The 19,720-nt window shown below is 45.5% G+C and carries 23 protein-coding genes; 12 read left to right on the top strand and 11 right to left on the bottom strand.

The window, feature by feature from the left end:
* Together QUA83_RS27345 and QUA83_RS27340 are read right to left on the bottom strand one after the other, a co-directional pair.
* Positions 1–839: response regulator (locus QUA83_RS27345; RefSeq protein WP_333297109.1), on the bottom strand; the 839-nt coding region annotated here is incomplete at its 3' end.
* A 199-nt stretch (positions 840–1,038) separates the two neighbouring features.
* The gene (locus QUA83_RS27340; RefSeq protein ID WP_333297107.1) at positions 1,039–1,167 is read right to left on the bottom strand and encodes a hypothetical protein; all 129 of its coding nucleotides are present in this window, start codon (positions 1,165–1,167) and stop codon (positions 1,039–1,041) included.
* Positions 1,168–1,455: 288 nt separating this feature from the next.
* Between QUA83_RS27340 and QUA83_RS27335 the strand changes: the two genes are divergently transcribed.
* Complete coding sequence (locus QUA83_RS27335; RefSeq protein WP_333297105.1) at positions 1,456–2,385, top strand: phosphoribulokinase; 930 nt, start codon at positions 1,456–1,458, stop codon at positions 2,383–2,385.
* Positions 2,386–2,499: 114 nt separating this feature from the next.
* On the opposite strand, the gene QUA83_RS27330 is transcribed toward QUA83_RS27335, so the two are convergent.
* Together QUA83_RS27330 and QUA83_RS27325 are read right to left on the bottom strand one after the other, a co-directional pair.
* Positions 2,500–3,015 (bottom strand): ARC6/PARC6 family protein, encoded by a 516-nt coding sequence (locus QUA83_RS27330; RefSeq protein WP_333297104.1) that lies wholly within the window; start codon positions 3,013–3,015, stop codon positions 2,500–2,502.
* A gap of 349 nt (positions 3,016–3,364) precedes the next feature.
* Positions 3,365–3,559 carry a hypothetical protein gene (locus tag QUA83_RS27325; protein ID WP_333297102.1) on the bottom strand — a complete coding sequence of 65 codons (195 nt, stop codon included), beginning with the start codon at positions 3,557–3,559 and terminating at the stop codon, positions 3,365–3,367.
* A gap of 110 nt (positions 3,560–3,669) precedes the next feature.
* Here QUA83_RS27325 and QUA83_RS27320 point away from each other — a divergent pair, with 110 nt between their 5' ends.
* Positions 3,670–4,650 carry an ABC transporter ATP-binding protein gene (locus tag QUA83_RS27320; RefSeq protein ID WP_333297101.1) on the top strand — a complete coding sequence of 327 codons (981 nt, stop codon included), beginning with the start codon at positions 3,670–3,672 and terminating at the stop codon, positions 4,648–4,650.
* A gap of 173 nt (positions 4,651–4,823) precedes the next feature.
* On the opposite strand, the gene QUA83_RS27315 is transcribed toward QUA83_RS27320, so the two are convergent.
* Positions 4,824–5,579 carry a hypothetical protein gene (locus tag QUA83_RS27315; RefSeq protein WP_333297099.1) on the bottom strand — a complete coding sequence of 252 codons (756 nt, stop codon included), beginning with the start codon at positions 5,577–5,579 and terminating at the stop codon, positions 4,824–4,826.
* Between the two features lie 90 nt (positions 5,580–5,669).
* Here QUA83_RS27315 and QUA83_RS27310 point away from each other — a divergent pair, with 90 nt between their 5' ends.
* The gene (locus QUA83_RS27310; protein WP_333297097.1) at positions 5,670–6,869 is read left to right on the top strand and encodes an ISAs1 family transposase; all 1,200 of its coding nucleotides are present in this window, start codon (positions 5,670–5,672) and stop codon (positions 6,867–6,869) included.
* A 176-nt stretch (positions 6,870–7,045) separates the two neighbouring features.
* On the opposite strand, the gene QUA83_RS27305 is transcribed toward QUA83_RS27310, so the two are convergent.
* Entirely contained in the window at positions 7,046–7,399 is a 354-nt protein-coding gene (locus QUA83_RS27305; protein WP_333297095.1) for a hypothetical protein, read from the bottom strand.
* 333 nt (positions 7,400–7,732) lie between these two features.
* Entirely contained in the window at positions 7,733–8,749 is a 1,017-nt protein-coding gene (locus QUA83_RS27300) for an adenosine kinase (protein WP_333297094.1), read from the bottom strand.
* Between the two features lie 152 nt (positions 8,750–8,901).
* Between QUA83_RS27300 and QUA83_RS27295 the strand changes: the two genes are divergently transcribed.
* From QUA83_RS27295 to QUA83_RS27280, 4 genes are all read left to right on the top strand, one after another.
* Positions 8,902–10,461: an AAA family ATPase gene (locus QUA83_RS27295; RefSeq protein WP_333297092.1), complete on the top strand. Its 1,560-nt coding sequence runs from the start codon at positions 8,902–8,904 to the stop codon at positions 10,459–10,461.
* Between the two features lie 29 nt (positions 10,462–10,490).
* Positions 10,491–10,874 carry a hypothetical protein gene (locus tag QUA83_RS27290; RefSeq protein ID WP_333297090.1) on the top strand — a complete coding sequence of 128 codons (384 nt, stop codon included), beginning with the start codon at positions 10,491–10,493 and terminating at the stop codon, positions 10,872–10,874.
* Between the two features lie 116 nt (positions 10,875–10,990).
* On the top strand, positions 10,991–11,785 hold the full coding sequence (locus QUA83_RS27285; RefSeq protein WP_333297089.1) for a YdcF family protein: 795 nt from the start codon (positions 10,991–10,993) through the stop codon (positions 11,783–11,785).
* Between the two features lie 283 nt (positions 11,786–12,068).
* Complete coding sequence (locus QUA83_RS27280) at positions 12,069–12,302, top strand: hypothetical protein (RefSeq protein ID WP_333035767.1); 234 nt, start codon at positions 12,069–12,071, stop codon at positions 12,300–12,302.
* A 282-nt stretch (positions 12,303–12,584) separates the two neighbouring features.
* Here the strand turns inward: QUA83_RS27280 and QUA83_RS27275 are convergent, their stop codons facing one another.
* A complete protein-coding gene (locus tag QUA83_RS27275) occupies positions 12,585–12,818 on the bottom strand; it encodes a ferredoxin-thioredoxin reductase variable chain (protein WP_006635793.1) in 234 nt (77 codons plus the stop codon).
* 274 nt (positions 12,819–13,092) lie between these two features.
* Positions 13,093–15,864 carry a DUF3536 domain-containing protein gene (locus tag QUA83_RS27270; RefSeq protein WP_333297087.1) on the bottom strand — a complete coding sequence of 924 codons (2,772 nt, stop codon included), beginning with the start codon at positions 15,862–15,864 and terminating at the stop codon, positions 13,093–13,095.
* A gap of 553 nt (positions 15,865–16,417) precedes the next feature.
* Here QUA83_RS27270 and QUA83_RS27265 point away from each other — a divergent pair.
* Positions 16,418–16,636: a hypothetical protein gene (locus QUA83_RS27265; protein ID WP_333297084.1), complete on the top strand. Its 219-nt coding sequence runs from the start codon at positions 16,418–16,420 to the stop codon at positions 16,634–16,636.
* A 55-nt stretch (positions 16,637–16,691) separates the two neighbouring features.
* Positions 16,692–16,832 carry a DUF1016 N-terminal domain-containing protein gene (locus QUA83_RS30675; RefSeq protein WP_445301821.1) on the top strand — a complete coding sequence of 47 codons (141 nt, stop codon included), beginning with the start codon at positions 16,692–16,694 and terminating at the stop codon, positions 16,830–16,832.
* A gap of 239 nt (positions 16,833–17,071) precedes the next feature.
* Here the strand turns inward: QUA83_RS30675 and QUA83_RS27260 are convergent, their stop codons facing one another.
* Positions 17,072–17,209, bottom strand: a complete 138-nt coding sequence (locus QUA83_RS27260; protein ID WP_333297082.1) for a hypothetical protein — start codon at positions 17,207–17,209, stop codon at positions 17,072–17,074.
* Positions 17,210–17,219: 10 nt separating this feature from the next.
* Between QUA83_RS27260 and QUA83_RS27255 the strand changes: the two genes are divergently transcribed.
* The 3 genes from QUA83_RS27255 to QUA83_RS27245 are packed head-to-tail and all read left to right on the top strand — an operon-like array spanning position 17,220 to position 18,805.
* Entirely contained in the window at positions 17,220–17,741 is a 522-nt protein-coding gene (locus QUA83_RS27255) for a hypothetical protein (RefSeq protein WP_333297081.1), read from the top strand.
* 9 nt (positions 17,742–17,750) lie between these two features.
* Complete coding sequence (locus QUA83_RS27250; protein WP_333297110.1) at positions 17,751–18,266, top strand: DUF4365 domain-containing protein; 516 nt, start codon at positions 17,751–17,753, stop codon at positions 18,264–18,266.
* Entirely contained in the window at positions 18,263–18,805 is a 543-nt protein-coding gene (locus tag QUA83_RS27245) for a hypothetical protein (RefSeq protein ID WP_333297078.1), read from the top strand. Before QUA83_RS27250 ends, QUA83_RS27245 begins: the two co-directional genes overlap by 4 nt.
* A gap of 23 nt (positions 18,806–18,828) precedes the next feature.
* On the opposite strand, the gene QUA83_RS27240 is transcribed toward QUA83_RS27245, so the two are convergent.
* Positions 18,829–19,644, bottom strand: a complete 816-nt coding sequence (locus QUA83_RS27240) for an alpha/beta hydrolase (protein WP_333297077.1) — start codon at positions 19,642–19,644, stop codon at positions 18,829–18,831.
* Positions 19,645–19,720: the final 76 nt, after the last annotated feature.

Here is a 19,720-nt window from a genome sequence, read left to right as displayed (position 1 = left end):
TTCAGCCCAAAATTGTTTGGCTTCCAAGTTTTCACAACTGATAAAAAAATCCGACCCACATCTGCGGAATGTGGGATGTAAGCGTCACCCATAGTTTTGATTTTCTCCAAACCGTGCCGTAACGACAACTCGTCAAATTGACTAAAAATTTGATTGAGAACTTTCACCGTTTCTGCCGCACTTCTTTGAGATGCAAAACTCGTAAATCCTACCAAATCAGCGAATAAAACGCTGACATCCGAAAAGCTGTCAGCAATTATGCTTTGCCCCTCCTGCAAGCGCTCTGCAATTGCTTTCGGCAAAATATTTAATAGCAATTCTTCAATTTTTTGTTTCTGAGACTTGGTTGTTTCCAACAGCAACCGCGTTTCCCTTTCTGCCTGTTCCCGATAGGCTATTTCCTGCTGCAACATCAGATTGTTCTCCCTCAGTTGCAACTCGAGTTCCCGCAGCCGCAATTGATTTTCTACCCTAGCTACCACCTCTACGGTTTGAAAAGGTTTAGTAATGTAGTCCGCCCCGCCAGCATTAAAGGCTTTCACCTTCTCAGAAGCTTGTACCACAGCACTCAGAAAAATAATGGGAATGCCACGAGTCCTAGCGCTCGCTTTCAAGCGACTGCAAACTTCATAGCCATCCATATCGGGCATCATAATATCCAGCAAAATCAAGTCAGGCTGAGCCAAATCCACAGAATCGAGTGCCAGTTGACCGCTAGATGCAGCTTCTACTTTATAGCCTTTCCTGGATAAGATCAGCTCCAGTAACAATAAATTGTTAAGACTGTCGTCCACAATTAAAATACTGCCGCTTAATTTTTCTGAAGATGGTTGATTCATCGGCTTGCTACGGGCTTAGTTAAACTTAAAATTTGTTTAAATTTATAAATTACGCACGGGTGCGTCCAAACCTATTTTTTTCACGGAAAGACGCATTGCCGAAGGCAAGCAACAGGAAAAAAAACAGGTTTGTGAGGGCATGATTGCCTCCTCAACTCAAATTTATTATACTAATTTGTCAAAACAGCGAAAGCTGGGGCTAAAACTTCATATTGCGGATAAATTCGATCGGCCTGGGCGTCGATTGACTGGCAAATTGATTCACTGCTTGCTGCGGATTTTGAAACCAAAAATATCCCACGAGTCCCACCGCTGCTGCAATTTGCACTACAAAAGACTACCCGGATACTTTGCAGGGGTAATTTTCCCGAAATTCTGACAATAGCTGGATTCAAAAGTACGATCGACATCGTGGGCGCTAACAAATGGGCGTGATTTTTTAATCAGATGCTCCCTGAGTCTCCGGTACCCCATTATATTAAGAAATTTTACAATAATTTTACACATGGGGGAGCTCCGGGGGAAGCAAGTCAAACCGAGCGATCGGATCGAACACAATTTTGATAAGATTTAAGATTGACAACAAAATTTGCTATTGTGCGTCCGGGTAAAAACAATGAGCGATCGACCAATTATTCTCGGTATTGTCGGAGACAGCGCAGCGGGCAAAACCACCCTGACGCGGGGAATTGCCCAAGTATTAGGGCCAGAAAATGTCACTGTGATTTGCACTGACGACTATCATCGCTACGACAGAAAGCAGCGGGCCGAAATCGGAATCACAGCACTGCATCCCGACTGCAATCACCTCGACATCATGCAGCAGCACCTCAGCCTGCTGCGTACCGGACAAGCAATTCTCAAACCCATCTACAACCACACCACAGGTACATTCGACCCACCGGAATACATCAAGCCCAGCAAATTTGTAATAGTTGAAGGTTTGCTGGGTTACGCAACCCGAACAATCCGCGATTCTTACGACGTAAAAGTGTATCTTGCTCCTCCCGAAGAGTTGCGAACTCAGTGGAAAGTTAAGCGCGATGTCATGAAGCGCGGTTACACTGAAGAACAGGTGCTTGCAGAAATAAAAAAACGGGAACCGGACTCGGAAGACTTCATTCGTCCTCAGCGCAAATCGGCCGACGTTGTAGTTAGTTTTTACCCGCCAGAAGCGGACAATGAATCCAATTTGAGCGTCCGTTTAGTGCTCAGACCGACAATTCCTCACCCTGATTTTACTGAAATTTTAGGTCGAGGCAGCGATAGTTTTCAACCTGCAATTCGCTTGGGACTCGATCGGGATATGGGCAAACCTGTTGACGTTTTGGAAGTAGACTCCCATGCTACCAGCGAGCAAGTAAACGAACTAGAAAAGATTTTGTGCAGCGAGTTGCCACACCTGCGGGGATTTTGTTCCGCCCAAGGCAACCCGGAAATTGGCAAACTGATCGGCACAACTGGTGAAGTTTTGCAAAGTTATCCGCTAGCTTTGACGCAGTTGCTAGTTGCATATCACATGATGAAAGCAATTCATGTCTATTAGTTAGTGGTTTTTTGTTAGTTGTTAGTTGTTATTTGTTATAGGGTTTTTGATTATTAGTTCCGCTCACCATTAGCAATTACTAATTCTCATTAGTAACAAATAACAACTAACCCATCACCAAGAACTGATAATTTGAGAGTCGGCAATTTTCCAGATGCCATCCCAATACTCTAAGGTATAGCGAACTAGCTTAGTATTGAAACTGCTACTATCGACTTTACCATTTCGGTAAACTGTGGCATCTTCGGTGACTCTGACTTCAATAGTGGCTTTGTTCCCAGATGCTGCAAAGCGTTCGACGGATTCAACTTTTTGGACACCGTATCTGTACTGAGAATTGCTTTTTCTCAGATAGTCTATCCCTTTGACTGTATCGGCATACAAAATACCTGTAGTCATTTTAGCCAGCAATTGGCGATCGAATGGAGGAGCAAAGATTGTCTGCTTTGCCTCCAGCCACTTACTAATTAAATCCGAAGCTTGTCCGAGAGTAATATTCTGAGCTTGACTAATATGATCTTTGCAGTAATTTGTTGCAATGCGTTGTCTGGTACAAGTAACATTTTCCGCTTTCGCGGGTGGAGTCAACCACAAAGGAGTTAAGATAGCGAGTAGGATTATCGGTTTCATATCTAAAGTCCTCCATCATGCTAAATTGACTTTATTTAGCCAAAATATAGGTGAGAATTATGAGCCGATTATCTCAACCTATCGTTAGTTTATCGGTAATTTTGTCTACATCATGTGCTGGGTAAATTTCGGAATTTTAATTGTATTAATTTTCTCCAATACTCCGGACAGTTTTTGGAACGATACTACAATCCTTACAGGGCAAGCATCATAAAAAAGTCGAATTAAATGCCGCGTCTGGGGTAGAGGTGACATTGATTTAATTATCCACGCTTGCCTCAAAGTCAAGCGAGAATAAGCTATTGGGCCATAGAAAAAGTGTCCAAACTATTGTTTCTCACGATTGAGACTAAATGCTGGGTGCTCGCAAAGTCGGGTTAGCAGTGCCTAATTGCTGAATTGGCAGCGAGACTGGCAACTGACTTTGAGGTGCGGGCAGCATTTCGCCTCGGAAGTCGAGGATGGTGACAAGCAGCAGATAGGCAACTGCTAAAATTATAGAAATCACGCCGGTGATAATAGCAACAATTTTTGAACGATCCATATTCAGCAAATTTTAACTACAGCTAATATTAGTTTAACATTAAAAATAGCAATTATTACTTAACTTATGCAATAGAATATAATCAGGTGCTAGTTATTTATCTGACAAAAATGGAACCTCTTATAGATGCGCCAAATCCCACCGAGATGCCCGGAGCTACCCCAGTGGTAGAAACATTTAATCTGGGAAAGTTCTACCGTACTGGCTTCTGGATGAATGAAAAAATTGAATCGCTCAAAAATTGTACTCTGACTGTCTCTGAGGGGGAAACTTTTGGGTTGTTAGGGCAAAATGGAGCGGGGAAAACTACGCTGCTGAAAACTTTGCTGGGTATAGTGCGCCCCACTTCTGGGCGGGCGCTGCTGTTGGGGAGGCCTTTGGGCGATCGCACTGTGAAGCAGCGAGTCGGCTACTTGCCAGAAAATCCCTATTTTTACGATTATCTCACGGGCTGGGAATTCTTGCAATTTGCGGCGGGGTTATTTCAAATTCCCCCCTCGATTCAGCGACAGCGAATTCCGAATTTGCTAGACTTAGTTGGTCTATCTCAATCGGCGGCAATTAAAAAACAGTTGCGCCAGTATTCTAAGGGAATGCTGCAACGGATCGGCATGGCTCAAGCTTTAATTAACAATCCAGATGTGGTATTTTTAGATGAGCCGATGTCTGGTTTAGATCCGATGGGACGCTATCAGATGCGGGAGATAATTTTATCGCTAAAAAATCAAGGAAAAACGATTTTTTTTAATTCGCATATATTGTCTGATGTCGAGAAGATTTGCGATCGAGTGGCAATTTTGGCGAAGGGTGAGTTAATCTGCATTGGTGCGATCGACGAACTCTTGGGTAATACTGAAACTTACCGGGTTGAAGGTAGGGGAGGCCACTTGAATATCCTGAAAAAATGGATACCGGATATGGAAGTTGATAATGATTTGTGGTATGGTCATTTGCAGGGCGAGCCGAAGGAGTTTCTTTCTAGTCTCAGCGGTACGGGAGGGCAGCTAATTGCCATGAATTTGGCTAAGCCTACTTTGGAAGAGTTTTTTATGCAGCAACTGCAAGAAAGAGGGATTTATTCTAGTGGTTGAAGTCAATATATCTGATTTTTTGTGGGTGGGCATTTTGCCCGCCCTGACTTATAGAAACGGGCAAGATGCCCGTTCCACAGCACATCAAGTTTCTTGTGGGGAGTAGGGGTTGGGCATCTTGCCCGCCCTGACTAATCATAAGAAAACGGGCAAGATGCCCGTTCCACAGCACATCAAGTTTCTTGTGGGGAGTAGGGGTTGCGCATCTTGCCCGCCTCTGAAAGGCTAATGTTTTTCACTTCCGTTAACAATAGCAACGGTAGATTTGCACATACTAACTCAGCACAATTCCACTGCCGCAAATACTCATATACTTCAGAAATAATCGCATTTGCTGCATCTAAATCTCCTGCTTGAGAGGCATGAAAATGCGCTCTGATTAGCGGCTTAATATCCTCGATATCTTGCCATTCGGATTTTGGTTTGAGGGGAATGCTAATATAATAATTATAGGCTTGGCTGTGGGCTGTACGGAGATTTTCAGGATTTTGACTTAGCAGGTACTCGCCCTTTTCTCGGACTAGGGGATGCAAGTGATAGGATTTGAGGTGGCGATCGTAATATAGCAATTGTCGGCGTTTGAGTGCCTGAATAATATTTTCTTTAAGTTCATACTTGCTAACTTCTGGCATTTGAGCACTAATCCCTGTAAAAGATAGCGGATATTCTGAGGTTTGGTAGACAGAAATTCGGCTGAGACAAGTTTGCTCGCCGTCGCCCAGACGCGCTATCATTTCATTGATCGCTCTTTCAATATCTCGAATCAGCAACCAGTCTCTCTGGTGCAGAAAAATCCCGACATTTCCCTGAAAATCGGTATCATCTCGAATCAAGGCTGCGACGAGTTGTAAGGCTTTGGGATGTCCTGAATAGCGATCGCACATTTCGGCTAATTCTTCTGCACTTGCAGTCAGATTAAAAGAATGCAATAGCAGGGTAAACGCATCTTAATTTCAACCTAAAACATGATAAGATCAAGTGTTTAGCTAAATCAAGTGCGTAATTGATAGGTGCGATCGATGGCGAAAGGGTTTACTTCGACTTTAACTTCCCAACAAAAAACAATAGGTGTATCGAATCCGACCGACTTATTGAACGTTAGTTTTTTAAACCATTTTGAGACCTTGACCGATCCAAGAATAGAAAGAAGTAAAGAGCATTTACTAATAGATATTGTAGCCATTGCGATTCTAGCTGTCATTAGCGGTGCGGATGGATGGGGGGCAATAGAACTCTATGGAAAAACTAAATATGAATGGCTAAAAGGTTTTCTAGAACTGCCGAATGGAATTCCTTCTCATGATACATTTAGTCGAGTATTTGCTCGACTTGAACCGAAGCAGTTTCAAGAGTGTTTTTTGAGTTGGGTAAATTCAATTACCAAAAAATTGGAGCTAGAAGTCATAACCATTGATGGCAAAACAATGAAACAATCTTATGACCGGAATCACAGCCAAAAACCATTGCATATAGTCAGTGCATGGTCTTCATCCCATCAATTAGTTTTAGGGCAAAAAAAAGTCAATAAGAAATCCAACGAAGTGACAGCAATTCCGGCTTTGTTAGAGATGCTAGAAATTGCGGGAAGCATAATAACCATTGATGCTTTGGGATGTCAGAAAGAAATAGCAGCGCTCATAATTAAGAAGAAAGGAGATTATCTTTTAGCGCTAAAGGGAAATCAAAAACTTCTTCATAAAGACGTAAAAGACTGGTTTGAATTAGCTCGAAAAGAAAAGTTTGCTGGCAGAGAGCATAGCTATTATCAACAAATAGAAGGAGGGCATCATCGAGTTGAAAAAAGACAAATTTGGACTGTGGCAGTCTCGGAGTTGCCATCTCTTCATAATCAATCATTATGGACGGGATTAAAAACGGTTGTGATGGTCGTAAGTGAAAGACGTTTGTGGAATAAAACTACCACAGAAGTTCGGTTTTATTTAAGTAGTTTAGCCAGTAATGCCGAGAAGATTTCTCAAGCAATTCGCAGTCATTGGGGTATTGAAAATAGCTTACATTGGACATTGGATGTTACTTTTTCTGAAGACAAGAGTCGTATTCGTAAAGATCATTCTCCTGAAAATTTTGCTCTTCTACGGCGTTTAGCTGTCAATTTACTGAAACAGGAAAAAGGATTTAAAGGAAGTTTAAAAATGAAGCGGTATCTGGCGGGAATGGATAATAATTATTTAGTGCAAATTTTAGACTCGGCCAGCTAACGCTCGAAAACTAAAACGGATTCCCGATATAAATTGATTCAGCTTTGAGAATTTAGAAGTCCTTAAAGCTCGATTTTAACTGGGTTAATTGCATCAGATTTAAGAGTTTTAAGAATTGTTTTATAAAAAAAACTCATGCACAAATATGATTTTCTGTCAACTTAATTTAGATGCGTTTACCCTGAATGCAATAGGGCAACGGCGGCATCTCGATCCAATCCGTTTAGCTGGATTTCGCGGGTGACTGTTGAGGGCAATTCGGCTAAGCTTTCGCGACTGGTGAAAATAATTTTGCTTTGATGGTCTGTTTCTAATAGTTGTTTGAATAACCAAGCATATTCTGCACAATCGTCGGCGAAATAACCAGCGGCTTTGGCTTCTCCTGCTTTCAAAAGTGTGTCGGCGCGATCGAAAACGAGCAAGCAAGGTTTATCTCTGAGGATTTTGAGCAGATTTTCGGTTTTTTTGAAGTAGTCATTTTGAGGATTGACGGCGGTGGTAATGTCGCCGTTGGAGCAGGGTAAGCTCATCTAATTTGGTATAAATTGTACTTGACAATGAGTCAAATAAGTGAGATGACAACAATGCCACCCAATAAAATATTTAGGAATACATTTGTTGAAATAAAGCGGGGTGGAGAAAATCTTTCAATCGAGGTTTCTCCTGAGTGTTGTGTAACACAGGAGCAATTAAACCAAGAACAATGCCAATCTCCGGCTTCACCAGCATCCCCGTGAATTATAGCCATTAGGACCAAAAGAGCGATCGCCCTTAATCCCTCCCCGTTAATCCGCCTTCATCTGCGGTTGCTAAAAAGAGCGATCGCCCTTTATCAAAAAAAGTGCGATCGCCCCTTTCAATTCCTAACCCGAAATCACCTCACTCAAAAGATGAGCCTGAGAACCCTCCAGACGCGGCCCGTGAATCTGCACCACCAAAGAAGCCAAATAATTGCCCCAGCGCGCCGCTTGTACAGAACTCAAACCGTTAGTAATTCCAAACAAAACACCCCCCGCAAAAGCATCCCCAGCACCCACAGTATCGATCGCCTTTACTGGAAATCCCGCCACATCAACAATCTGTTTGTTCTCCACCACCATGCAGCCTTTATCCCCATTAGTGATAAAAGCCAAATCCGAAATTTCGCTCATTTTCCGAGCGCACTCTTCCAAAGATTCCTCCTTAAAAAAGCTCCGAACTTCATCAGCATTGCAAAAAATTACATCGCAATATTCCGAAACCACCTTGTGAAAATCATCAGCAAATCGATCGACTAAAAAGCCATCCGAAAAAGTAAAAGCCACCTTCACACCCAGACGCTTAGACTGTTCCATCGTCTCAATGCTAGCCTTTCTCGGCTCGGGAGCATCCCAAAGATAGCCCTCAACATAACTGTACTTGCAGTGAGCCAGTCGATCGACATCAATATCAGTCGCAGCCAGAGTAGTAGAAACACCCAAATTAGTACACATCGTGCGTTCCGCATCCGGCGTAGTCAGCACAACACAAGTACCCGTAGGCCCGTTCGACTCAGCAGCAGGATGCACGTTAAAATCAATCCCCGCCGCCAGCAAATCTTGGCGGTAAAATTCGCCGTTAGTATCCTTAGCAACCTTCCCCGAATAATACGCTTTACCGCCGCTCTGAGCCAAACCAATCATCGTATTTGCTGCCGAACCCCCCGATCGCATTTGCAGCGAATTGTGCTCTAAATCGTGCAAAATCCCCCCCTGCGTTTCCGAATTCATCAGCGTCATCCCGCCGCGATTCAGCCCGTGGCCGAGTACAAATTCATCTTCTACCAATGCTAGGATGTCTACTAGGGCATTGCCTACGCCAAACACATCCACTGAACCAGATTCTTGATTATTTTCTGTCATCGCTGCTTTTTTTGACACTAACTATCAACTCTATAATAAATCGGATTAAAGTCAACATCCGCACTCCCAATCTAAACTCCCCAACTTAAAATCTAAAATTCCCAATCCCAAATCCCCAATCTAAAATCTAAAATCCAAAATCTAAAATCGCTATGACTTGTCTCCCACCTCTGATTCAGCAAATGTTGCAGCCCGGGTTTTACCCGCACGGGGTGACAGAACCAGTGCAGCTAATTCAGACTCACGCTTCCTTTGTCCTGCTGACAGGAGATTATACTTACAAAATCAAGAAACCAGTCAATTTTGGCTTTTTGGACTATTCAACTTTGGAGAAACGGCAGCATTTCTGCAACGAAGAATTGCTGCTAAACCGACGCACAGCGCCGGAAATTTATCTAGAAGTTTTGCCAATTGTTCAAATTGGGGATTCGTTTCAATTTGGCAGCAACTTACCTGCTATAACTCCGGCTGAAGTTGCTGTAGAATACGCACTAAAAATGCAGGAATTTCCTCAAGATTCGCTGTTTCTCCGTTTGTTGGAACGCGGACTGTTGACCGAGCAAATTATGGCAGACTTAGGGCGGGAAGTTGCCAAATTTCACAGCACGGCAAATAGTAATAGCTACATTCGCACATTTGGCGAAGTCAGTCAGATTCGGACAGCAATAGACAACAATTACCTGATTTCGCAAAAATATATCGGCGGGCCGCAGAGTCAGGCACAATTTCAGGAAACTAAAGATTATACAGATGCGTTTTTTGAAAAAAATCAAGAGTTGTTTAACCTGCGGATGGCCAAGAATAAAATTCGCGAGTGTCACGGAGATTTGCACTTGCGGAATATAGCATGGTGGCAAGATAAAATATTGCTGTTCGACTGCATTGAATTTAATGAGCCTTTTCGCTTTGTTGATGTGATGTACGATGTCGCTTTTACTGTAATGGATTTGGAATCGCGCGGGCGCAGAGACTTGGGTAATGCTTTTCTGAATACTTACATCGAACAAACAGGGGATTGGGAAGGACTGCAACTGTTACCTCTGTATTTGAGCCGTCAAGCTTATGTTAGAGCGAAAGTAACTTCGTTAATGTTGGACGATGCCGCTATTTCAACTGCCCAAAAAGCAGAGATTTCACAGACAGCAGCTCATTACTATAAACTGGCTTGGCAATACACAAAACCGCGCCGGGGAAAGTTAACTTTGATGTCTGGTTTGTCTGGTTCTGGCAAGAGTACAGCGGCTCGATATTTGGCTCGCCACACTGGGGCAATTCATATTCGCTCCGATGCGGTTCGCAAACATTTAGGCGGGATTTCTTTAAATGAACGCGGGGGGCAAGATTTGTACTCGGATGAAATGACGGCCCAGACTTATGGTAGATTGTTAGAGTTGGGGATAATTCTGGCTGACCGAGGTTGGGATGTGATTTTAGATGCAAAGTTCGATCGCCAAAACTGGAGAACCGATGCGATTAATCAGGCTCAATCCCACGGCTTACCCCTGCAAATCATTTACTGCACCGCACCACTTGAAGTATTGCGAGAACGACTGCAACAGCGCAAGGGCGATATTGCGGACGCGACGGCAGAACTATTGAGTTCCCAGCAAGCAGCTTTTGAACCTTTTACAGAATTAGAGCAAATTTCTGTAAACATTGTAAATACCGCCCAAGACTTAGAGGTACAATTAAACTTGATTTGTGGGGAGTAGTTGCAGTTCGATCGCCCTTGGCAATTTGATTGTCTGCTAATATTGTAAATATCTTTCTGTTTTATTACAAAAAAAAGTTGCAGCTTATGCCAAAATTTACCGGAGACTCCAAGGGGTTTAGCCCCGCGCTGATATGGTTTGTGTTGTTTACCGTTGGGTTTCGCTTAGTAGGATGTAACCTGGTCCTGAGTCTCGGCTTGGGTGTCATCGGTGGCGTGGCAGCAGGTTTAATTGTCGCTTGGTGGCACAACGAATTACTACTCAACCCGAATATGAATTCCAAGGACAAAACCTCGGATGCTATCCTCAATAAAGAAGTAGTGCAAACGGACGCCCATAAATATAGCAAAACCTCTAGGGGTGATGCTGCTACATTTTTTGGCTGGTTATCTGGACCAGAGGATCGTCGCTAGCTTTAGTCATTAGTCATTAGTCATTAGTTAACAGTTAACAATTACTAATGCGCTTCGTCCCAATACCCAATACTTCGGCTACGCGAGTGTACTTCTAATGCAAAATTCCCAATAGAATGTTTGTCTTTCTATCGAAACTCTTACCGCTGTTTATTTATCCTTTGGGGTTAAGTTGCCTGTTAATGATGGCGGCTTTAATCACACTTTGGAAGCGTCCGAAATGGGCGGCGGCGCCAATTGCTGCGGCTCTAATTATTTTACTACTCGGAAGTAGCGGTTGGGTTTCAAAATCATTAGTTCGATCGCTCGAATGGCAAAACTTACCAACCGCCGAACTCCCCCAAGCTGAAGCGATTATCGTCTTGGGGGGCGGTGTCAAAGCAGCTTTACCTCCCCGTCCTTGGGTAGAATTAGCGGAAGCGGGCGATCGAATAATCTACGGTTCCCGACTTTATCGGCAAGGCAAAGCTTCCCTGCTCATTCTCAGCGGCGGTAGAGTAGATTGGAAAGGTGGCGGGCCTCCCGAATCAGCAGACATGGCAGAAATTGCCCAAACAATGGGTGTACCCGCATCAGCAATTCTGCAAGACCCCGATTCACACAACACTTATCAAAATGCCGTCAACGTGCGGAAAATTTTAGATGCTAAAGCTATAAAAGGGCCGGTTTTGCTAGTGACATCGGCGATGCACATGACTCGATCGCTCTTAATTTTCCAGCGTCAGGGAATAAAAGCAATTGCTGCACCAACAGACTTTCAGATAACGCAGCAGGATATCGCAGCATCCCAAAGCAATTGGCAAGCAGTCGCCTTGGATTTATTGCCGGACACCTATCAGTTAAACCAGTCAACTAAAGCTTTGAAAGAATACATCGGCTTAATCGTTTATCGTCTGCGGGGATGGCTTTAACAGAATTTTAGATTTTAGATGTTGGATTTTGGATTGAATAATTTAAACTAATATCAAATCCGGTTGCATCGCAATTATAGGGGCGGGGCGGGTTGATATAATTTGTCTATACTTATCAAATATCTGGGCGAACCGGCCCCTACAAAACTTCATCAGATAAGATTCCAAATCAAACGGATACGATCTAAAATCTAAAATCTAAAATCTAAAATCTAAAATCGATTGAGTGTGTTAGCTTAAAGTCATTACAGCCAATATTAGCCACCGTTGCCCCCAAACAATCATGCTGCCCCACGAGTTGCAAAACATTGCCCCAGAACCGACTCCCGCGGCCGAAATTTTTCAGAGACACCAAATTGTCCGCGAGTTTTACGACGAAATTAAGTACCGTCAAGAACTAGAACTTCACTGCCAGTGGTATTACGCTACAGCCAAGCAGCATCAGCAGGAATTGCAGAAAATGCAGGGAGATTGGAATATTTTAGGTTGGTTCAGCCGCAGACGGTCGAAAAATTAAGGAGTGAAAACAAAAAATGGTTTGTAGTAAGGACTTTAGTCCCGTCGATCGACTAAAAGCCACAGAAAAAACTGAACTCCTCACTACAAACTCTAAAACAGTTATATTACCCGCCCGAAAACGGATAATTGTTTTCCGACAGGATCACTGATCTGCCAAAAATTTTAGACCCCAGTTCAAGCTTCCAGATTCATCTGTGGAGTAAATCTAAAATCTAAAATCTAAAATTGACTGCCAGGATGTGATTTTGTCTGTGGACTCCGGCTTCAACTTTTGAGACAGCTAGACTTCCGAAGATATCAATTCGACCTCATCCTCTTTCAGGTGAGCTCTAAATTTTTTGTCAAATTGTACTAGAATCGGCCAATTAGCACTGACAGGTCGGCCGTGCCATTCGTGAACGATCGCCACGACTTCTCCTTCCATACCCTTAATATCAAATGGTTGACTGCGATTTTCAGGGTGGTGGTAGACAACAACAGAGTTTTTAATGCAAACGCGATCGCCAACTTTCATAAATTTAAACTTAGTGTTCTTTCTTCCAAACTATACAAAGCGTGCAAGTGCAGAACACCTGTACGCTTTGGCGACAGTCTTTTTATCTTCCCACAAGTAGAGCGAAAACTTAAACAAACTTGGCGGTTCTCTGTCGGTGCTTCGATCGCCCGCCGCGATTCCGGGAAGCCGCAAGACAGATCGATTCTCGGTTGAACCCGTAGGCCCGATCGGCCTTTAAAGCTCGATCGGGCGGATTCTCAAGGGCGGGAATTGATGCAGGCTAATCAGGAAACTATTTACTTAACTGATTTAACCAACACTCAACATCAACAGCCAAGGTTTGACCCAACTCCAGCAACTGCCGGATCGAAGACAACTCCCAGCCGCCGCCTGAACGCGCAATCTCCAAGGCAACAGCAGCCCCCGCAGTTTCGCCCGCCGAGGCATCTTGCCGTTGCAGCCAGCCCAAACACAGAGGCACAATTTGACTGTACAGAGAATCGAAATACAGTTCCTGCGATTTGTCCAAACACAAACCCAGACTCAGCCGATCGCCCACAGCGATCAAACGCTCGATCGTGCGGATTTCAGCTTCTAACTCGACAGGCGAGCGATTCTCCACACCCGATCCTGCTTGCAGCAGCGCATCTAGCGATCGCCAAACCATCTTTTCCAAAATTTCCTTGACTTCGGGAACGTTCAACCGACAGCGGAGATGGCCGGCTTCAGTGGCGATCGCCTCAATTTCGGCCAGCAGCGGTTCCACATCATCCGTTTCCACTTCCAGGGCTTTGGCCGCCGTCAAACAGCGGTGTCCCAAAGCCACCTCAGCAGCCACCTGCAACTCTACCGGCACCGGCAACTCGTCTCGGTGGAACGCCATCATCACCCCGTAATTTTCGCGGTAAACCTGAGTGTAAAGCTGATCCAACCGAGTCAAATTTTCCTGACTCAGCAACTGCACGATCCGGTGGCGTTCCTCAGCGAATAAATCCCGCAAGCTAAAGGACTGATCCCCAAACAGGCGCACCATTTCCAGAATCGCGTGGGCTGCCGAAGCTTCTTGCATAACTCCAAACAGCCGCTCTTTGAGCATAGTGTAAGACCGGCGGCTGCCAAAAGGCTGAATACAGCAGTGGAAGTCCCAGCCGCCGAGGTGCAACGCAGCAAACACAAAAATCTCTGTTTCCCGCGTAATTTCCGAGGTTAACTGCAATTGACCCACAGCCAGAGTCATCGAGCCCATGCGCTGAATTTGGAAATCTTCCTGCAGGGCCTGATAGCAGTAAACTCGCTGTTCGCGGGGATATTTGGCAAACAGAGAACTGATCGCGTAGTGGGCGGCTACTTGTCGGAGACTAATTTGGGCTGTCACCACCAGTTGGCGGTAAACTTCTGCCCCTGTTTTAAAACAGTCAACGTTGCTGGGTACGAGGGCTAGTTGAGCGACAAAATCGTTTTCTAGCTGGATGCCTGTCACTTCGCCCGCCAATTCCAGCGCCCGGGCCGCGTAGCGCAGAATTTGCACGCCTTCTGGCCGCGAGATTTCTTCAAAAAACCAGCCGCAGCTAGTGAACATTAACAGGGTGTGGCGCTGCATTTCCAGCAGTCGCAGGGCGTCCACCTGTTCTCCGGCATCGAGGGGGCGCACTTGATGGCGTTCGAGGAAACTGTCAACATTAGTGGGCGATCGATCCCGGATAACCTCAATATATTCATCTCTGGCTTTCCAGGGATCGCACAACAGTTTGCGCCCCGCTTCTTCGTAAATGGGAATCAGTCGATCGCGCAGCCAATTCAGAGTATCCCGCAGAGGGCGGCGCCATTTGAGGTGCCATCCGCCGCCACCACCGCAGCCGCAATCATCTTGCCAGCGATCGACCCCGTGAGAGCAACTCCAGGCCGTCACCGGTTTGAGTTCCACTTCCCAAGCGCTCGGATTTTGACTTAAATAATGAGCAAAATTCGTCACCGTCCAGCCGCGGCGGGGAAACTCTTCTGTGAAGGCGTAGGCGAGGCATTTTTCGGTACTGTGTTTGTGGTGGCCGAAAGTTTCGCCGTCCGTCGCCACGCAGATTAATTGAGCCGGTCGGTGGTCTCCCCGCACTGCTTGACCCAAGCGCCCGGCCAAGTGGTGGCTGCTGCTGAGAACGTCATTGAAGCCCATATCCCGCGAGATCGGGCCATCGTAGAAAAAGATATCGATGTAGGGAGTGTTGGTAGTTGGGGCTGCAGAATTTTGGGAGTGCTGGCGACCAAAATAGTGAGTGCTCAGCGGCGAGAGTTGGTGGTCAGCCATCAACCGCATTTCTGGTTTCAAATAGCAGCGGTACGGGCGAGTCGGATCGATTTGACCCCCGCCGACTTCGTGCCATTCGGAATTTTCCGCTGGTTCCCCTTCTTGGTTTTGCCCGATTAGCGGGCGGCAGCGTTCGGCTTGGGAGGGGGCTAAGACAATGAAGCGGATGCCTTCAGCGACTAAAACTTCGAGGGTGGCGTAGTCTACGGCGGTTTCGGCGAGCCACATTCCTTCGGGATCGCGCTCGAACCGGGATCGGAAATCTGCGATCCCCCAGCGAATTTGGGTATATTTGTCTCGCTCGTTAGCGAGGGGCATGATGATGTGATTGTAGACTTGGGCGATCGCGTTGCCGTGACCGTTGAGACGCTGACAGCTTTTGCGATCGGCTTCCAGAATCCGCTGGTAGACTTCCGGGTCATAGCGTTCCAGCCAGCTCATCAGGGTCGGCCCGATGTTGAAGCTCATATACTCGTAGTTGTTGACGATCCCCGCGACTTCGCCGCGATCGTTGAGTATGCGGGCAAAGGCGTTCGGGCGGTAGCACTCGATGTCAATGCGTTCGTTCCAGTCGTGGGCTGGAGAGGCGCTGGCTTGGCGTTCGATCGCGTCCAGGTAAGGGTTTTCCCGAGGTGGCTGGTAAAAGTGACCGTGAACCGTCACGCACACCCCAGTTGCAGCAGCCGCACTGCTTTGGGTTGCAGCGGTAACGGTTGGCGAAGACAAAGGTAGCACATCGGATTGAGTAGTAGAAATCGAAACCATGCGAGCAAATCCTCACTCAAGTAGTTAAAGACAATAAAACGAGCCTAATTAGAAACTGAAACCTTACGCAGCAAGAGTTACAGCTAGGCATCTGTTAGGACTAAATTTGGCTGACAAGTTTTGATACATTTGTAGTATGGCAAGCAAAGCATTCGTTCCAAGATGCCAACCGTCGATCCCTGGGTTTTTCTGCCAATGCTTTGCTGTTGAAAGACTTAAAAAAGGTAGCTTTTGCTGCTTTTTCGCACTTGCGACCCCTTTCGGGTTTGTGCTTGCAGGGCTGCTCATTGAGAGTTTGATTTACATAGCTGGATTTTAAAGTCTTATTCAGTAAATAGCAAGTTTTCGCCGGAAAGATTTAATTTTTGACAATAAATCTTGGCGGTTGTGGATATCGGTTTAATGCCCGATCGATTTATAGAATAAGAGTTTTGCCTGAGTTTCGCATCATACTTTAGGTGCTTTTTACCTAAGTTCTGGAGTAGTTAGGCCAGTTGGGTTCAGGCGGGGCAGATTTGCTGCAAATGTACTTTCCAGAAGAGTTGTAACACTGGTGCGGAGTCAAAAGGCAACAAAAAAGCAAAACGGTAACTGTTATATTTTAACCCCTGAGAGGTATGTGGGGGCGGAGGCGGAGGCATTGGAGGATGAGGAGGGTTTGGACGAGAAGATGCTGCATTTGACGGCGAAGTTGGAGAGGCAATTTGCCGAGAGTGCCAAGTTAGAGGCGATGATTCGGGAAAATCGGCAGAGGGTGCGTTCTGGCGGATAGTTCCTCAATTGCTGAAGATTATCATGATTTTTGGCGAGAACTTAAGGAACGTATTGTGCAATATCAAGTGCGGGCCGTACTTTCTGTTATTCGCGAATTAGTGTTGCTTTACTGGTCAATTGGACGGAATATTTTAAACAGGCAACAGCAGCGAGGATGGGGAGCAGAAGTTATAGACTATTTAGCTGTTGACTGAGAAACAGCTTTTCCTGAAAAGATGTTTGCCGACGATTGAGCAGTTGGAAGCTGAGTTAGAAGCGGTGGATGTGGAAATTGAGGAGGAATGATAAAATCGGAGAGTGCGAAGTAAAGATAACTATTATCGAAAAATCTTAGAGCAATCCTTCACCCTAGCTGTAACCCGTGATGTTTTGCGGCCCAAGGTGCTCTCAGGTGAGATAGGGGTGAAGGATTTAGAGAACCTAGCTAGAAATATCAGGAACCCGCACCATCATTTTTCCTATGCACCGTCTTTTCAAACTTGATGCGTTCAGGAGTTTTTGGAGGTTTTGGAGGTTCTGGAGGTTTTCGAGAAGTATTAGACTCTTGCTGATCGGCTGAATTATTAGACATGGAGGTTCCTTTGAGTAATAATGAATGTAATCCCAATATAACGCTAATTTACGAATACGCAGAGCAGGCATTAAAAGATTTAGATATGAGTAGCAATAGGCTTACTACCAAACTAGGTGTAGTGCTGGGATTTGATGCAGCTCTAATTCGCTTTTTTTCCAGCTTACCAGATCGTTCGCTTGCAGTAAATATTGATGCTTTGGATATTTCTTTGGAGTGTAATTTTTGTTTGGTTTTAAAAATTTCAAGTTACCTTGCTTTAATAATTTCTTTGATTTATTGTTTCTTGGGATTTAAGCCGCAAATAGCAGGGCAAATAATTTTACCCGAAGAATTAAGAGAAAAATGCCTTGACATAACAGAGGAAGAGTATAGACTCTTAATCATAGAACACTGGAATCAATCAATCAAGGAATTGGCGAAAAATAGAGACAAAATATCAGATTTGTTTAAAGGGGCTATCTGGGCACTAATATGCGCTGCTATTTTGTCAGCAATTGACGTAATTTTATCTTCTTTCTTAGTCAAGTAAACTACTAAAATACAGAGAGAATTAATTAATGACATCTACCAACAAAAAGAACAATTCAGCAACATCTACCTGCAAACTCTCACCACCGTTGCCGGCTATTCCCTCTACCAACCATTCGTAGACGATGACAGCGTAGACTGGGGAGTAGCTGCGAAAGGCGGGACTGGCCCCATTAGAGCACCTCGCTTAGAATTGCAGTTAAAATCTACATCAAGAGATATCCAAGACGATCGCTCCATCCGCTACCCTCTAAAGCTCAAAAACTACGACGACTTAAGAATGGATGACTTCGCCATTCCCCGAATTTTAGTTGTCGTTTTAATCCCCGAAACACCGGAAGACTGGTTAACCCAGTCGGAAACAGAACTCTGCATCAGAAACTGCGGATATTGGATATCGCTGCGGGGAAAGCCAAAAACACAAAACACAAACGCTGTCACCGTCGCCATCTCCAGAACCAACCAATTTACAGTCGCCACCCTTCAGTCAATTATGGAGGGAATTAGCCAAGGAGTTCAACCATGAAAGTCACCGTAAAAGATAGCCAAAGTCTCGAAACAATCGAGCTAAATCAACTGAGAAATTACTTACAAACTCACGGCTGGCATGAAGACCAACCTTTTTTAGATAATGCCACACTTTGGCACAAACCAACAGCCGATGCAGAAGAATTTGAAATATTGCTACCTAACCGGGAAAACCTGGGAGATTATGCAGCCCGCATCCGCGAGGCAATCCAAACCCTAGAAAACGCAGAAAATCGCCCTCAAATTGAAATTTTAAGCGAACTACTTACCCGCATTCCCAACACGATTATTCAGGGAATTGTTATGCAAGTTCACACCCCAAATACCCAAAAATTAAGTGGCGAAATTACTCTACTCGGCCTGGTAGCTGACAAATTGCGGAAAATTCAAACTTTACTCGCAGACAAAGATTATATCCTGGCGATTAAAGCTTATCAAGAACGCTTACCGATTCTCTGTAGCGGTGACTTAATAAAAGACAATAACGCCTTCATCCTCAAAAACCCCCACAACTTAACTCTTGATGAATTGTGGTAAAACTAACAGATTTTGTCTCTATATTAAACACCTTCCAAACAAATATCCAGTTCCCTAGCAAAGGCCTCTGGCGCATCCAGCATCAGCCAGTGTCCAGTATCGGGAATCGTAGTTGTCGTCAGTGTGGGACGGAGGATGTGGAGGCTGAAGGGAAAAGTGTTTGAGGGAGCAATAATCGCGTGGGCGCGTGTTCCAGGGGCTGCTAGGTAGCGATCGAGATTATCAACAGCTTCAAAGGCAAACATCCCGCGAGACATTCCAGCCAGACAATCCTGTGGAGTCGCCGCCAACCAAGCCAGAACCCGATCGCGCGTATGGGCCGTGCTTCCTGTCAGCGCCTCATTAAAGCTGGTTTCCACAGCAGCCCGCCAATCATCCGTCTCCAGAGCCCTCTGGTAGGGGACGATGCGTTCCTCGTGCACTTCTGCAGGCACCTTGGTAAAATCTCCAGGTGGGTCTGCCAGAATCAACTGCGCGATGCGCTGCGGTGCGGCGGCTGCTGTGGCGAGGGCAATACAAGCACCGAAACTGTGCCCGACGATCGCCACTCGATCGAGTCCCAGCCCATCCAGTACCGCCAAAACATCCGCTGCACAGGAGGCGGGCGCATAGTTGCCGTCCTCCGGCGGTGCAGAATCGCCGTGTCCCCGCATATCAAGGGCGATCGCCCGTCGGGTACGCGCTACATGGGCAAGCTGCGCCTCCCAGATGCTCGCGGAAACCGTCATACCGTGCACGAACACCACCGGCAGCGCCTGGGATTCCGCAGCGGTGACAGGGGGGCTGGCTTCGATGATGTGAATAGTGCCGATCGGTCCTTTGATAGCTGTCGATCGCATACTGTAGTTTAGACTAAAAAATCAGTGCAGCTAAAAGTAGCAGCCTTTTAGCAGAAGGCAAGCTGTTGCTCAAAAA

This window comes from Microcoleus sp. K1-B1, assembly GCF_036704705.1.
Lineage (GTDB): Bacteria > Cyanobacteriota > Cyanobacteriia > Cyanobacteriales > Microcoleaceae > Microcoleus.
This window is presented reverse-complemented; position numbering and strand designations above follow the sequence as displayed.

What these genes read in the sequence shown, in the direction of transcription:
- QUA83_RS27275 (WP_006635793.1), bottom strand. Translation starts at nt 12,818, where the DNA reads ATGAAAGTTGGCGATCGCGTTTGCATTAAAAACTCTGTTGTTGTCTAC.
- QUA83_RS27330 (WP_333297104.1), bottom strand. Translation starts at nt 3,015, where the DNA reads ATGAAACCGATAATCCTACTCGCTATCTTAACTCCTTTGTGGTTGACT.
- QUA83_RS27270 (WP_333297087.1), bottom strand. Translation starts at nt 15,864, where the DNA reads ATGGTTTCGATTTCTACTACTCAATCCGATGTGCTACCTTTGTCTTCG.
- QUA83_RS27335 (WP_333297105.1), top strand. Translation starts at nt 1,456, where the DNA reads ATGAGCGATCGACCAATTATTCTCGGTATTGTCGGAGACAGCGCAGCG.
- QUA83_RS27260 (WP_333297082.1), bottom strand. Translation starts at nt 17,209, where the DNA reads ATGTCTAATAATTCAGCCGATCAGCAAGAGTCTAATACTTCTCGAAAA.
- QUA83_RS27300 (WP_333297094.1), bottom strand. Translation starts at nt 8,749, where the DNA reads ATGACAGAAAATAATCAAGAATCTGGTTCAGTGGATGTGTTTGGCGTA.
- QUA83_RS27280 (WP_333035767.1), top strand. Translation starts at nt 12,069, where the DNA reads ATGCTGCCCCACGAGTTGCAAAACATTGCCCCAGAACCGACTCCCGCG.
- QUA83_RS27285 (WP_333297089.1), top strand. Translation starts at nt 10,991, where the DNA reads ATGTTTGTCTTTCTATCGAAACTCTTACCGCTGTTTATTTATCCTTTG.
- QUA83_RS27325 (WP_333297102.1), bottom strand. Translation starts at nt 3,559, where the DNA reads ATGGATCGTTCAAAAATTGTTGCTATTATCACCGGCGTGATTTCTATA.
- QUA83_RS27295 (WP_333297092.1), top strand. Translation starts at nt 8,902, where the DNA reads ATGACTTGTCTCCCACCTCTGATTCAGCAAATGTTGCAGCCCGGGTTT.
- QUA83_RS27320 (WP_333297101.1), top strand. Translation starts at nt 3,670, where the DNA reads ATGGAACCTCTTATAGATGCGCCAAATCCCACCGAGATGCCCGGAGCT.
- QUA83_RS27305 (WP_333297095.1), bottom strand. Translation starts at nt 7,399, where the DNA reads ATGAGCTTACCCTGCTCCAACGGCGACATTACCACCGCCGTCAATCCT.
- QUA83_RS27240 (WP_333297077.1), bottom strand. Translation starts at nt 19,644, where the DNA reads ATGCGATCGACAGCTATCAAAGGACCGATCGGCACTATTCACATCATC.
- QUA83_RS27245 (WP_333297078.1), top strand. Translation starts at nt 18,263, where the DNA reads ATGAAAGTCACCGTAAAAGATAGCCAAAGTCTCGAAACAATCGAGCTA.
- QUA83_RS27310 (WP_333297097.1), top strand. Translation starts at nt 5,670, where the DNA reads ATGGCGAAAGGGTTTACTTCGACTTTAACTTCCCAACAAAAAACAATA.